The organism is Actinomyces capricornis (assembly GCF_019974135.1).
In the GTDB taxonomy this organism is placed as follows: Bacteria; Actinomycetota; Actinomycetes; order Actinomycetales; family Actinomycetaceae; genus Actinomyces; species Actinomyces capricornis.
The window spans coordinates 1,144,458-1,157,419 of record NZ_AP025017.1; the positions used below are offsets into that span (position 1 = coordinate 1,144,458).

Here is a 12,962-nt window from a genome sequence, read left to right on the forward strand (position 1 = left end):
GACTATCTTTAGTAGGTGCTGAAGGGGCTCATGCCCGTCGTCGATAGATCCAGGACCGAGGCTCACCATGACCACCTCAACCCAGGCGCACGGCGCACAGGCGGGGGCCTCACCCCGCCCCCTGTCCGAGCTCGCACCGGGCTCACGCGCCATCATCACCGCCGTCGGCGCCTCCGCATCCACCACACCCAGCAGCGCCGCACAGCATCTGGCCCGCCGGATGCAGGACCTCGGCATCGTGCCGGGACGCCCCATTGAGGCCCTGAGACGCGCGCCCCTGGGCGATCCCACCGTCTTCCTCGTCGCCGACTACGAGCTGTGCCTGCGCAAGCGGGACGCCGCCCTCATCCAGGTGGCCGACCCGGCCGCCCTCCCGGGGGACGGCCCCACCACCGGCCACAACGGGCAGGAGGAGCGATGAGCACCGAGCACTGCGGCATCGGGCCCGCCAGCAGCGCGGGCCAGGGCGCCTGCCACTGCGGATCGGGCTCCAGCGCCACCCTGGTGGCCGGGGCCAGGCGCATCGCCCTGGCCGGGGCGCCCAATGCGGGCAAGACCTCCATCTACAACGCACTGACCGGCCTGCGGGCCAAGACCGGCAACTACCCCGGCGTCACCGTCTCGCGCTCCCTGGGGGCCTGCCGCATCGGCCAGACGGAGCTGACCATCGAGGACCTCCCCGGCGCCTACTCCCTGGAGCCCATCAGCCCCGACGAGCAGATCGTGCGCGACGTCCTCACCGGCAACAGCCAGGACATCGAGACCCCCGACGCCCTCATCGTCGTGGTGGACGCCACCACGCTGCGCCGCGGGATGACCTTCGTGGCCGAGGCCCTGGCCCTGGACCTGCCCACCTGCCTGGCCGTGACCATGACCGATGAGCTCGCCCGCCGCGAGGGCCGCCTCGACATCGAGGCCCTGGGCCGGGCCCTGGGCATCCCCGCGGTGCGGGTCCTGGGCCACCGGGGCATGGGCATCCCCCGGCTGCGCGAGCACCTGACGGAGACGGACGCATGGCCCCGCACCCCCGTGGCGCCGCCCACCGACCCCGGGGAGCTGGCCGCCTGGACCGACTCGATCCTGGCCGCCGCCGACTACTCCTCCCCCGCTCCCGACCCGGCCACCGGCGCGATCGACCGGATCCTCCTCCACCCGCTGTGGGGGACCCTCGTCTTCTTCTCCATCATGTACGCCTTCTTCCAGGCGATCTTCACCTGGGCGGCCCCCTTCCAGGACGCCATCGAGAGCGGCTTCGGAACGCTGGCCGACGCCGTCCACGGCTGGCTGGATCCCACCCACCCGCTGCTGGCCGGGCTGCTGGCCGACGGGATCCTGGGCGGCGTGGGCTCCGTGCTCACCTTCGTGCCCCAGATCGTCATCATGTTCCTCATCATCGCCCTCATGGAGGGCGTGGGGTACATGTCCCGCGCCGCCTTCCTCATGGACCGGGTGATGAGCCGGGCGGGCCTGGAGGGGCGCGCCTTCGTGGCACTGCTGTCCTCCTTCGCCTGCGCCATCCCCGGCATCATGGCCACCCGCACCCTGCCCAGCGCGAAGGACCGCCTGGCCACGATGCTCGCGGCGCCCCTGATGACCTGCTCGGCGCGCCTGCCCGTCTACGTCATCATGATCTCCCTGCTCGTGGACGGCGATGCCCGCATCGGCCCCTTCGGCGTCCGGGGCACCGTCATGTTCGCCCTCTACCTGCTGGGCGCCCTCTCGGCGATGCTCGCCGCCTGGGTGGTCAAGCGCCTGACCGACCGCGGCTCGGCGCTCCTTCCCTTCTACATGGAGATGCCGCCCTACCGCCTGCCGCGCCCGCGCACCGTGGCGCTCATGGTGTGGGAGGCCTGCAAGGGCTTCCTGAAGAAGGCAGGCACCATCATCACACTGACCACGATCATCCTGTGGGTGCTGCTCAATGTGCCCATGCGCTCGGATGCCGACTTCGAGGCGCACTGCGCCTCCGACGCCCAGTGCGCCGAGGTGGCGGCCGCCGTGGAGGACCCGGAATCCTCCGCCGTCGTGGGCGAGGACGGCACCACGGTCACCGATCCGGGCGAGCTGGAGGCGCTGCTGGCCGCGCAGCAGACCTCCTATGTCATGAACCACTCCTGGGCGGCGGGCCTGGGCCGCGCCGTCGAGCCGGTCTTCGAGCCCCTGGGCTTCGAGTGGCGCATCAATGTGGCCGTCCTGTCCTCCCTGGCCGCTCGCGAGACCTTCGTGGCGACCCTGGGGCAGATCGCCGCCGCCGAGAACCCCGAGGAGCCGGGCGGCCGGCTGGCCTCCATGACCTATCAGGAGGACACGCTGACCAACTGGGCCGGGGACCAGCTGTTCAACCCCGCCACCCTGGCCGCCATCCTCGTCTTCTTCGTCTACGCCCTGCAGTGCATGGCCACCGCCGGGGCGATGCGCCGCGAGACCGGGACGTGGAAGTGGCCCCTCATCGCCTACGGATACATGTTCGCCACCGCCTGGGTGATGGCGGCCCTCGTGCACGCCTTCGTGGCGGCCCACGTGCACGTCGAGGTGGCGGCGCTGCTGTGAGGCTGCCGGGCCGTCGACCTCCTGGCAGCCGGGACATGGGCGGAGGCGGTGCGCCGGTGCCCATGCACCCCCAGTCCACACCGGACCCGGCGGTCCTCAAATGGGTGGTGCCCGACAGGCTCCTGCCCTTCAGCGGGCAGGTGGCCACCGCCCCGCCGCCGCTCCAGGCCCTGCTCGACGACGCCACCCTGGAGTCTGTCCATGTGGCCGCCGGCGCGGTGCTCACGCTCCTGGGCCCTGGGCGCTCCTGGAGGGCCGAGGGCGCCCGAGTGCGAACGGCCCTGGCGGGGGCCCTGACCCGGCCGGACCTGTGGGAGCCGGCCCCCGCAGCCCGGGCCCTGGGCCCCGATGAGGCGCTGCTGGCCGCCGCCCAGGAGATCGCCGAGGGCCCGGTGGGGGAGCTGGCCCGCCGTCACGGCGGCGCCTTCCTGGTGCGCGGCGTCCAGGCGGGCGTTGTGGAGGTCGCGCTGGAGGGGGCGTGTCACGACTGCCCGGCAGCGGTCATCACCATGCACACCCGCTTCGAGCGGCTGCTGCGCCGGCGCTGCCCCTGGCTGGTGGAGGTGCGGCGCACCGCCTGAGCGCGCTCCGGCCGGCGGGCACCGGCGGCTCTTCTAGACTTCAGTGGTGGCTACTCCTGAGTTCATCCTGGCCCTGCGAGACAAGATCGGGCACGACCTGCTGTGGCTGCCCGGGGTGAGCATCGTCGTCGTCGACGACGAGGGGCGGGTGCTGCTGGGACGCCGCGCCGACACCGGGCACTGGGCCGTGGTCTCGGGGATCCCCGACCCGGGCGAGCAGCCCGCGGCGGCGGCCGTGCGCGAGTGCCTGGAGGAGACGGGTGTCCAGGCCGAGGTCCTGGGGGTGGCCAGTGTGAGCGCGGGGGCGCCCATGTCCTTCCCCAATGGGGACCGCTGCGCCTTCATGGACATGACCTTCGCGGCGCGCCCCGTGCCCGGCTCGGCCCAGCCCCATGTGGCCGACGATGAGTCCACCGAGGTCGGCTGGTTCGCGCCTGAGGCCCTGCCCGAGCCCCTGCTGGCCTCCACGCCGGGGCGCATGCGCGCGGCCCTGGACTGGCTGGCCGACCCCTCCCGCGGGGCGCGGTTCCAGTAGGGGCCGCACGCTCAGCCCATCAGGCCGCCGCATCAAATCAGCGAGCCGCTGATCGTTTCATCGACGCTGCTGGCGATCGTCATCGCTGGAGCGGGCCCGTCGGACCCGAAGGCGCTCGATTCGTCGGCACTGTCACATGCCGACCACCTACTCCCCATCAACTCCCCATTGACTCTGCTGGACGAGTGAACTAGGAGACCTTCCTCACTATGTGGCGCCACCTCTTCAATTCTCACGCCTAGGCGCATAGTTTCGACGCAAGAACCCGACCTCAAAGGCAGGGGCGAGCACGCCAGGCAACATCTTTCAGGAAATATACAAGTAACGCTCTGATTTCTTGCGGGAAACCTTGATAAAGCGCTGGTGGACCTGGGGTGACACGGGAACTCCCGGCGGGATACAACTCGCGTCATGACACAGCAGAACCCCTCCTCCAGCACCGGTTACCAGTGGCCCGCCCGTTCCAAGGACAGGGTGTGGCTCGGCATCTGCGGCGGCTTCGCCGAGCAGTGGAAGATCAACCCCTGGCTCGTGCGCATCGGCTTCTTCATCTTCGTCGTGCCGCTGGGCGCCGTCTACTACCTGGGCTCCCAGAACATGCCGGAGCCGACCGCCTGAGCCCCGGAGCCAGGTGAGCGGCACGGCCCGCAGCCGGAGCGCCATCCAGCACTGAGCACCCCATCCCTCATACCCACCGGGCCCGGGCCGCGATCGCGGTCCGGGCCCCCGACACTCCGGGACTCTCGGCGGTCACTGGCCGCGGCGCGCCGAGGGGCCACGGTCTCGCAGCCGCCGGAGCACCGCCGCCACATCGTTCCGAAGCACCTCGGGGGTGCGATCGGGGTAGATGAGCCCCTGAAGGAAGAGACCATCGAGGTCGAGGTGCAGCTCAGCCGCTGCCGCCTCGGCATCACCGGGAAGCGGGGACCCCTCGCAGGCCGCCTCCAACCAGTCCCCGCGCCGCAGAAGGACGGCGACAGCCATACGGGCGGCGCCCCGCACCACCTCCCAGGAGGTGGAGACCGCCACCTGGGGGGCGGCCTCCCGTGCGCTGCGCAGCATGAGGGCCAGCCAGAGCAGCTGCTCAGAACGGTGGCGCTCATCGATCGGAAGAGTCTCCTCGCACAGGCGCAGAGCCAGATCGAAGGCCGAGGAGTCCTCCCCCAGCGCCGCCTCGGCATCCCGGAGGATCTCGGACATGCGGGCATCGGCGTCGGCCATGAGCTGGCGCCCGGCGAAGAGGAGGAGCTCATCGCGGGTGGAGAAGTAGTACTGAACCGCTCCCAGCGACCAGCCGGCCTCGGCGGCGACGGCGCGGACCGAGGCGGACTCCACCCCGCCGCGCGAGACCACCCGCCGCAGGGCGGCAGCCAGATCCTTGCGGCGCTGCTCGTGGTCGACCTTCTTGGGCATGGCACATGCATACCAGGGCGCCCAGCCGAACCAATCTCGGTCAACCGTATTGATTTACTTCATACGATCGACTTGAATTAGTGGTCGTCGACACCCTGACCCCGCACAGAGGCCCCACCCGATGCACTTCTCAGATCTCGGAGCACTCGCACTCCTGGCCCTCATCGACTCCACGAGCACCGGCACTCTCATCATCCCTGTGGCCATGCTGCTCCAGCCCAGGGTCCGCTACAGCCGCATCCTGGGCTACCTGCTCACCATCTGCCTCTTCTACTGGGCCCTGGGGATGGCACTGGCGCTGGCGGGCACCGGGATCGCGGTGCTCCCCGGGCTGCGAGGGGCCCTGGAGTCGACCGCCGTCTACGTCGTGCAGCTGGTGATCGGCATCGGCCTCTTCGCGGGCAGCTACCTGGTGGACGGCAAGGCACAGGCCAGGCGCCGGGCCCGGCGCGGATCCCGACCCTCCCTGGTGGCGCGCATGATGGGCACGGCCCTGGGGCCGCAGGCCCGCTGGGACGCCGTCATCACCCTGGCCCTGGCGGCCGGGCTGATCGAGGCGGCCTCCATGCTCCCCTACCTGGGGGCGATCGGCCTGCTCATCCGTGCCGAGCTGCCGACGACGGCGGTCGCTGCAGTCCTGGTGGCCTATGCAGCGCTCATGGCCGCCCCGGCCCTGGCACTGACGGCGGGGCGGGCTGCCGTCGGCAACCGCGCCGAGGGGGCCCTGGAAAGGACCCACGCCTTCATCGCCAGGCACTCGGCCGATTCCCTGGCCTGGGTGATGGGGATCCTGGGCTTCCTCCTGGCCGCCGACGCCGCGAGCGCGCTGTGGCGGTGAAGGCGCACTCCGACGTCGTCGATGCCCACGTGGCACTGCGGGCCCGGCAGGCGGGGCATGCCGTGGCGACCTCCGATCCTCAGGACCTGCCCGCGCTCGCCCCAGGCCTCAGGCTGATCGAGCCTAACGCCGCAGCGCCACCGGCGACGCCCCGGCATGTCCACTATTGGGGCGGCTCCACGATGAGGGGCGCCTCGCCGGGGGCGTGCACCTCGGCGCGCGGGAGCGGGTCGAGGGACAGGCTGACGTGCAGGCGCTGGCCCTCCTGCCCCACGGCGTCGTAGGCCAGGTGCGGGTTGTCCAGGGAGACGACCTCGGTGCGGGCCCGCACCAGCCAGGGGTGGCGGCGGCGCAGGCCGATGAGGTCCTGGTGGAGGCGCATCATCCACCCGCCCATCGGGGACAGGCCCGCGGGGGCCTGCGGCAGGGCGGGGCGGACCTCGTCGTCGCCGCCGATGGTCTCGGTCTTGACCCCGCGGAAGGCCTGCTCATCGCCGTAGTAGATGGTGGGCACCCCGCCCACGGTCATGAGCAGGACGACGGCGAGGGCCGCCTTGGCCCCGCCCACGCGGCTGGCGATGCGGGTGACGTCGTGGTTGCCGATGAAGGTCGCCGGGGTGAAGGAGTCGAGCATCTCGTTGTGGCGTGTCAGGCACCAGTCGAGCTCGTAGAAGTTGACGTCGGCCAGCGAGCTCCAAGTCGCCTTCCACAGCTCGTACTGGGTGACGCTGTCCACCGTGGAGTCCTTGACGAAGGCCGGGTAGTCGCCGTGGATGACCTCCCCCAGGAACCAGGCCCCGGGGTGGCGCTCGCGCACGGCGGGCAGGACGCGCGCCCAGAAGGCGGGAGGCACGGCGTAGGCGGCGTCCAGGCGCCAGGCGGCGGCGCCCCGCTCCAGCCAGTGGGTGAGGACGCGGATGGCCAGGTCGACGACCTCCTCCGAGTCATGGTTGAGGGCGGCCAGGGAGTCGTGCCCCTCGAAGGTGGCGTAGCCGGGGCCCCGGCCATCGCCGTCGGAGTCAGTGACGGAGCCACTGAAGCGGAAGTAGGCACGCTCGGGGCCGCCGCCGTGGGCGGCGCGGAAGAGGGGGTGCTCGGTGCCCACATGGTTGAGGACGCCGTCGAGCATGAGGGCCAGGCCCCGGTCCCGGCAGGCCGCGGCGAGGCGGTCGAAGGCGGCGTCGTCCCCCAGGCGCGGGTCGATGGCGAAGTGGTCGATGGTGTCGTAGCCGTGGGTGGTCGAGGCGAAGATCGGCCCGAGGGCCAGGCCGTTGGCGCCCAGCTCGACGGCGTAGTCGAGCCACGGCTCCAGGCGGTCCAGGCGCGGGGCGCCGGAATCAGTGAGCGGCTGGCCCGGCTCGGGGCGGATGGGGGCGCCGGTGGCGCCCAGGGGGTAGACCTGCCACCAGAGGCAGTGGTCGATCCAGGAGGGGGAGGTGGGACGGCTGGCTCTGGATGCCTCAATCATGGCGCCATCATAGGCGCGTGTGATGGCGCTCTCAGGGTCTTGGCCTGCGTGACTGCCCGGGACTGCCCCGCATCGAGCCCTGCGCCGCGGCGGTCAGCGGGCCAGGACGTCCACCCTCGGGAGCCGCGAAGCCCGGCACGGGCGCCCCGCCCATGAGGGGACGGCCTACGCAGCAGAAGCTTTCCCGACCGGTGCCCCCCGAACCAGGGCGACCAGACCGACGCCCACGGGCATGAGCATGAGCCAGAGGTTGGACAGCCACAGGGAGGCCTCCCAGCTCCCCCATTGGAGGAAGAAGACAACCTCCATCAGGCCTGAGGCGTGAGTGAGGGCCAGGGCGATGATGAGCATCGGGTCGTGCAAGCGGTGGGTGCGGGGCAGGAGGAGCCACGCGACCCCCGCCAGCACCGCCAAGGCATCCAGGGGGAGGAAGGCCATATGCCAAGCGGTGAGTACATCGCCCGGGCCTGCACCGACACACCTGACCCCGGAGGCGACCATTATCCAGTACCCGACCAGGCCCAGGTCCGTGAGAAGGATGAGCGCCTTGCGCAGCACACCGGCCCCTTTCAGCAGTTCGATCGTTGCGCCACCACGCTAACAAGATGACCTTATGCCCAACCCCCACTGGGAGGACGTGCACGCGGGCGCTCGAGGCATGACAGGGCGCGCAGCAGGGGCAGGCCGCCATGCACCGATTCTCGGCCGGCCTGCAGGGCGGCCAGGTGTCCAGATCCCTGACAAAGGCCGCCCCCATCACGTCTGGGCCGTCGCGGAACCGCAGGATTCCACGGCTCCACAACAGCACCTTCGGGGCAGGCACGGCCTTTGCCAGCGATTGTTAGCAATACGGACACAGCTCTCCCCCGGCAGCGGATGACTGCTGCCGGGGGAGCATGGATGGAATCACCGAATCAGCCCCCGCGCGGGGCCGCTCGGCGGCCTCCGGATCAGCGCACGGGCTTGCGCACCTCGGCGGAGATGAACCAGGCCTGCTGCTCCAGCTTGCCGATGAGGTCCTCGACGATGCCGGAGGAGGTGGGGTCCTCGGAGTCGATGTCCTCGTCCACGCCGCGCAGGGTGGCCACGACGGCCTCGATGGCCGAGACGATGTACTCCACGCCCTCAGTGGTGAGGATCTCGCCCTCGGCGGCGGCCGGGACGGTGGTGGCGGCGGCAACGGTCGCGGGACGGCCGTCGGGGGTGGCGTTGATGGCGCGCATGCGCTCGGCGATCTCGTCGGCGCCCTCGCGAGCGATGTCGACGACCTCATCGAGGTTGAGGTGCAGGTCGCGGAAGTTGGGGCCCACGATGTTCCAGTGGGCCTGCTTACCCACCAACTCCAGGGCGATGAGGTCCACCAGCACGCGCTGGAGGTTGTCGCTCAGGGAGGCGGAGGCGGTGAAGGCGAGTCGGATGGAGGGGGCGGAAACGGTGTCAGCACTCATGGGGCTTACCTTAGCACCTCCAGTGCCAGCCTGGGTGTTACTTATGATTCATAGGCGAGGCAATCCTCAGTTCCGCAGGTCACGGCGGTTTCCGACCACGGCAGCCACACCCACCACAACGAGGGCGAGCACCAGGCACACGGCGGGTCCCGCCCACTCCCGGGCCTGGCCCAGCACGGCCCCCTCGGCCGCGGGCAGGGAGGGCAGGTGGGTCCAGGGCGAGAGGTTGAGCAGCCACTGGGGCGCCTGGGCCGCGGGCCCCAGCACGAACACCGACAGCCACAGGGCGTAGGCGCCCCAGCCCAGGGCGCGGGCCCACCGGGGCGCCACGGCGTGCACCGCCCCCATGAGCGCGCCGGCCAGGAGCACCGCGGGCAGCTGAGCGGCCAGTCCCGCCCCCAGCCCCAGGGCCAGGCGCCACGGGTCCTCCATGGCCGGGGAGTCCTGGGCGGCCAGTGCGGGCAGGGCAGTGCCGGCCAGCCCCACACCGATCCCCACCAGGACCGCCAGGGCGCCCAGGATCAGGACCTGGAGGCGTGCCAGCAGCCAGCAGCCCCGGGAGACGGGCAGGGCCAGGACGGTGGCACTCCGGCCCGAGGACTCCTCCCCCACAGCAGCGCCCATGAGGGCGACGGCGCAGGCACCGGCCAGGACGCCCCCGTAGCCGATGATGAGCGCAAGATAGACCTGGACGCTCAGCTCGCCCCCGAAGAAGGCCTGCATGGAGGGACTGCTGGCGAGCACCTCCTGGAAGGAGGACTCGATGGTGGGCGCGAACAGCCCGTAGGTGGCCCCGAAGGCCAGGCCGCCCAGGCCCCACCACCGGCGCTGGGAGGCGGTGGTGCGCCGCGCCAGGGCGTGGGCGCCGTCGGGCCCGCGGCGGTGGCGCCGTCCACCGCCCAAGGCCGGCACCAGGCCCTGCCCGAGCTGGCGCCCGCGGTGCAGTGCCAGTCCGGCGGCGGCGGTGGCCAGGGCGGCGACAGCTAGGATGACCAGCGGCTCCCAGCGCAGGTCGACGTAGAGGCGGGCCTGCTGGACCAGCCCGATGGGGCTGAGCCACGACGCCCGGGACATGGCACTGCCCGGCTCGCTGGCGTCGCCCAGGCCTCGCAGGGTGAACCAGGCCAGGACCAGCAGCAGGCCCGCCCCGCGGGCGGCGCGCGCCGAGGGCGCCAGCGCGGCCAGCACCAGGCCCGCTCCTGCGGCGCTGAGGCCCACCAGGGTCAGGGCCGCGCCCAGGAGCATGCTCTGGCCGGGCGCGAGCCCTCCGATGATGGCGGCACTGGCGCTGAGCGCCCCCATGCCCAGGCCGGCCAGGGCGGCGGCGATCAGAGAGGCCCAGGCGCTCTCGCCGCGGCGGGTCGGCGCGGCGGCGAGCAACTCCGCGGGCCCGTCGTCCTCGTCGGCGCGGGTGCGGGCGATGGCCTGGAGGACGCCCATGAGGGCGACGACGAGGGCCAGCCATCCGAGGGCCTGGGCGGCGAAGAGCGCGCCGAAGGTCGGTGCGGAGCGGTCCAGGCCGTAGCCGGGACCGGTGAACAGGGAGGCGGCGGGCGTGGTGTAGGTCAGTGCCGCGGCCTGGCGCTCCTGGGGCGTGGAGTAGGCGGCGTCGAGCATGAGGACGCAGTACAGGGCGAGGAGGCCATGCCCGGCGCTCCAGGCCAGGATGCTGCGGCGCTCGCGGCGCAGGGTGGCCCTGGTCAGCGGGGTCAGTAGGGCCGCTCCGGCGCTACCCCGGCCGCCCCGACGGCGCCCGCTGCCCTGGCCCTCCAGCCCGCCCTGGCTGCCGTGGCGGCTGCGCAGGTCCTGCGGGTCCCGGGTGCGCTGGGGGCTCATGCGGCGCCCTCCCGGGTGTAGTGGCGCAGGAAGAGCTCCTCCAGGCTGGGCGGGGCGGCGCTCAGGGAGCGCACACCCAGGGCCGCCAGGGCGCGCATGGCCTCGGGGTAGTGGGCCGAGTCGATGCTCGCCTCGATCCTCCACCCCGACTGCGGCCCCCGGCCGCCCCCATCCTGGAGCCCCGGCGCCTGCCGGTCAGCCCGGCCCTCCTGGGACTCCGGGGCGGCCCGGTCCTGCTGGCCGGCGGGCTCGATACTCAGCTCGTGGACTCCCTGCATGGCGCGCAGCGCCTGGGGGTCGGCCTCGACGACGGCGCGGATGCGGGTGCGCAGCAGGCCGCGGATGCGCTCCAGGGGGCCGCGCTCGACGGTGCGCCCCGAGCGGATGATGGTCACGTCGGTGCACAGCCGCTCGACCTCGGACAGGATGTGACTGGAGAGCAGGACGGCGGTGCCGCTGTGGGCGGCCTCGGCCACGCACTGGGTGAAGACCTCCTCCATGAGGGGGTCGAGCCCGGAGGTGGGCTCATCGAGGATGAGGAGCTCCACCGGCTCGCTCAGGGCGGCGATGAGGGCGACCTTCTGCCGGTTGCCCTTGGAGTAGGCGCGGATCCTCTTGCCCGGGTCCAGCTCGAAGCGCTCGATGAGCTCGGCGCGCCTCCTGGCCACCTGCCGCCCCCGGTCGGCGGGCCGACGGCGCAGGGCGGCCAGCGCCTCCAGGGTCTGGCCACCGGTGAGTCCCGGCCACAGGGCCACGTCCCCCGGGACGTAGGCGAGGCGGGCGTGCACCTGGGTGGCCTCGCGCCAGGGGTCTGCGCCGAAGAGGCGGGCGCGTCCGCCGTCGGCCCGGATCATGCCGAGCAGGATGCGCAGGGCGGTGGTCTTGCCGGCGCCGTTGGGACCCAGGAAGCCGACCACTTGCCCGGGCTCGACGCGCAGGTCCAGGCCGTCCAGGGCACGGGTGGTAGTGCGGCCCCGGCCGAAGGTCTTGACCAGGCCCTCGACGTCGACAACGGGGGCGGGGCCGCCTGGGACGCCGGCCGCGAGGGCGGTCGGCGACCCCTGAGGGCCGATGGTGTGCGCGCGCGTCGTGGGCGCGGAGGGGGTCGGGGTCACGATTCCTCCTGAGGTGATTCGGCGTGGGCGGCCCGCCCCGTCGCGGGGGCCGGGCCGATCGTGGGCCCGGTAGCGCGGGCCCGCGGCTCGCCCTGGGCCGCCAAGGCCCCAGTGGCGGGAGCGGCCCGGAGGTAGTCCTCGAGAAGGGCCGGGTCGGTGAACAGGGGCTGGGAGTGGAGCTCCGCGGTGACGGGGCCGTAGCGCTCGACGAACTCCCGGGTGACCACCTCGATGTCCGCAGGATCGGAGGCCTCGTAGCGGGCGAAGAGCAGCATGGCCCCGAATCCGGAGTAGAGCAGGTAGCGGGCCCGGGCGGCGCCGTCCCGGGAGGGTGTCATGGTTCCGGCCCGCACCGCCTGGTTCGTGTAGTCGATGGTCTCGGCGACGAAGGAGTCCATGAGCTGCGTGGCCAGCTCGCCGCCCTCCTGGATGGAGCGCAGGGCGTAGGAGGTGGCCGGGAGGTAGTCCTCGATCTGGGCCATCTGGGCCAGCAGGTCGGTGGGACCGCCGAAGTAGACCGAGTCCTTCTTCGCCTCGATGGTGATTCTCAGGACCTCGGCGTCGCAGGCCCGGCGCAGCCCCTGCTTGGAGCCGAAGTGATGGGTGATGAGGCCGGCGGTGACGCCCGCCTGGGCCGCGATGACCCGCAGGCCCACGCCGAAGCCCTCACGTGCGAAGCACGCGATGGCGGCATGGCGGATGCGGGCCGCGGTGGTGAGATCGGGGTCACGGGACGACGGTACTGAACGCATGTTCAATATGCTATACGTTCGTTCAATCTGCGTCAAGGCCCCGCCCCCACCCAGGCGCGCTCGACGCCCCCGACCCCCGCCACAGCCCCCGCCGACGCGGGCGTGACCATTTTGAGCCGTCACAATTCGGCCTCTTTCCTTGAGGGGGGAATAAAACCGCTGATACTGTGCTGGCAACCTGCGGAAAGGTACATGACCGGAATCTATTCCTGTGGCACATCTCCAATACCTCTCCGCATATCCCTACCCCATCGAGAGGACCCCCGGTGTCTTTAACCTCGCATGTGCGCACGCACGGCAGAGTGGTGGCGGCCGTTCTTGTGGCTGCACTAGTCCTGACCGCCTCCGTGCTCACGTTCTTCCACTCCACCGCCCAAGCGGCGATCAATCCGCGGATCACGATCTCCAACATGTCCCTGATACTCA

The 12,962-nt window shown here is 71.8% G+C and carries 13 protein-coding genes; 6 read left to right on the forward strand and 7 right to left on the reverse strand.

Translation table 11 applies throughout. The features are described 5' to 3' along the window. The first annotated feature begins 67 nt into the window (after positions 1–67). The 5 genes from MANAM107_RS04585 (at position 68) to MANAM107_RS04605 (ending at position 4,284) form a co-directional block, all read left to right on the forward strand. Positions 68–421, forward strand: coding sequence for a FeoA family protein (locus tag MANAM107_RS04585; RefSeq protein ID WP_223911709.1), 354 nt, complete (start codon positions 68–70; stop codon positions 419–421). Beyond that, positions 418–2,550, forward strand: a complete 2,133-nt coding sequence (gene feoB, locus MANAM107_RS04590; protein WP_223911712.1) for a ferrous iron transporter B — start codon at positions 418–420, stop codon at positions 2,548–2,550. The genes MANAM107_RS04585 and feoB overlap by 4 nt, the downstream gene beginning before the upstream one ends. A gap of 62 nt (positions 2,551–2,612) precedes the next feature. After that, entirely contained in the window at positions 2,613–3,131 is a 519-nt protein-coding gene (locus MANAM107_RS04595; protein WP_223912854.1) for a NifU family protein, read from the forward strand. Between the two features lie 46 nt (positions 3,132–3,177). Beyond that, a complete protein-coding gene (locus MANAM107_RS04600) occupies positions 3,178–3,666 on the forward strand; it encodes an NUDIX hydrolase (protein WP_223911715.1) in 489 nt (162 codons plus the stop codon). A 411-nt stretch (positions 3,667–4,077) separates the two neighbouring features. Then, positions 4,078–4,284, forward strand: a complete 207-nt coding sequence (locus tag MANAM107_RS04605) for a PspC domain-containing protein (protein WP_223911718.1) — start codon at positions 4,078–4,080, stop codon at positions 4,282–4,284. Positions 4,285–4,416: 132 nt separating this feature from the next. Here the strand turns inward: MANAM107_RS04605 and MANAM107_RS04610 are convergent, their stop codons facing one another. Continuing rightward, positions 4,417–5,079 (reverse strand): TetR/AcrR family transcriptional regulator, encoded by a 663-nt coding sequence (locus MANAM107_RS04610; protein ID WP_223911721.1) that lies wholly within the window; start codon positions 5,077–5,079, stop codon positions 4,417–4,419. A 121-nt stretch (positions 5,080–5,200) separates the two neighbouring features. Here MANAM107_RS04610 and MANAM107_RS04615 point away from each other — a divergent pair, with 121 nt between their 5' ends. Beyond that, positions 5,201–5,917, forward strand: coding sequence for a GAP family protein (locus tag MANAM107_RS04615; protein ID WP_223911724.1), 717 nt, complete (start codon positions 5,201–5,203; stop codon positions 5,915–5,917). Positions 5,918–6,080: 163 nt separating this feature from the next. On the opposite strand, the gene MANAM107_RS04620 is transcribed toward MANAM107_RS04615, so the two are convergent. The 6 genes from MANAM107_RS04620 to MANAM107_RS04645 form a co-directional block, all read right to left on the reverse strand. Further along, entirely contained in the window at positions 6,081–7,385 is a 1,305-nt protein-coding gene (locus MANAM107_RS04620; RefSeq protein WP_223911727.1) for an alpha-amylase family protein, read from the reverse strand. 165 nt (positions 7,386–7,550) lie between these two features. Beyond that, complete coding sequence (locus tag MANAM107_RS04625) at positions 7,551–7,886, reverse strand: DUF5360 family protein (protein ID WP_263421951.1); 336 nt, start codon at positions 7,884–7,886, stop codon at positions 7,551–7,553. Between the two features lie 449 nt (positions 7,887–8,335). After that, positions 8,336–8,833, reverse strand: coding sequence for a Dps family protein (locus tag MANAM107_RS04630; protein ID WP_179901050.1), 498 nt, complete (start codon positions 8,831–8,833; stop codon positions 8,336–8,338). Between the two features lie 66 nt (positions 8,834–8,899). Continuing rightward, positions 8,900–10,669 carry an efflux permease Rv1217c-related protein gene (locus MANAM107_RS04635; RefSeq protein ID WP_223911733.1) on the reverse strand — a complete coding sequence of 590 codons (1,770 nt, stop codon included), beginning with the start codon at positions 10,667–10,669 and terminating at the stop codon, positions 8,900–8,902. Beyond that, on the reverse strand, positions 10,666–11,742 hold the full coding sequence (locus MANAM107_RS04640; RefSeq protein ID WP_223912857.1) for an ABC transporter ATP-binding protein: 1,077 nt from the start codon (positions 11,740–11,742) through the stop codon (positions 10,666–10,668). Before MANAM107_RS04640 ends, MANAM107_RS04635 begins: the two co-directional genes overlap by 4 nt. 38 nt (positions 11,743–11,780) lie before the next feature. Further along, complete coding sequence (locus tag MANAM107_RS04645; protein ID WP_223911736.1) at positions 11,781–12,536, reverse strand: TetR/AcrR family transcriptional regulator; 756 nt, start codon at positions 12,534–12,536, stop codon at positions 11,781–11,783. Between the last annotated feature and the right edge of the window lie 426 nt (positions 12,537–12,962).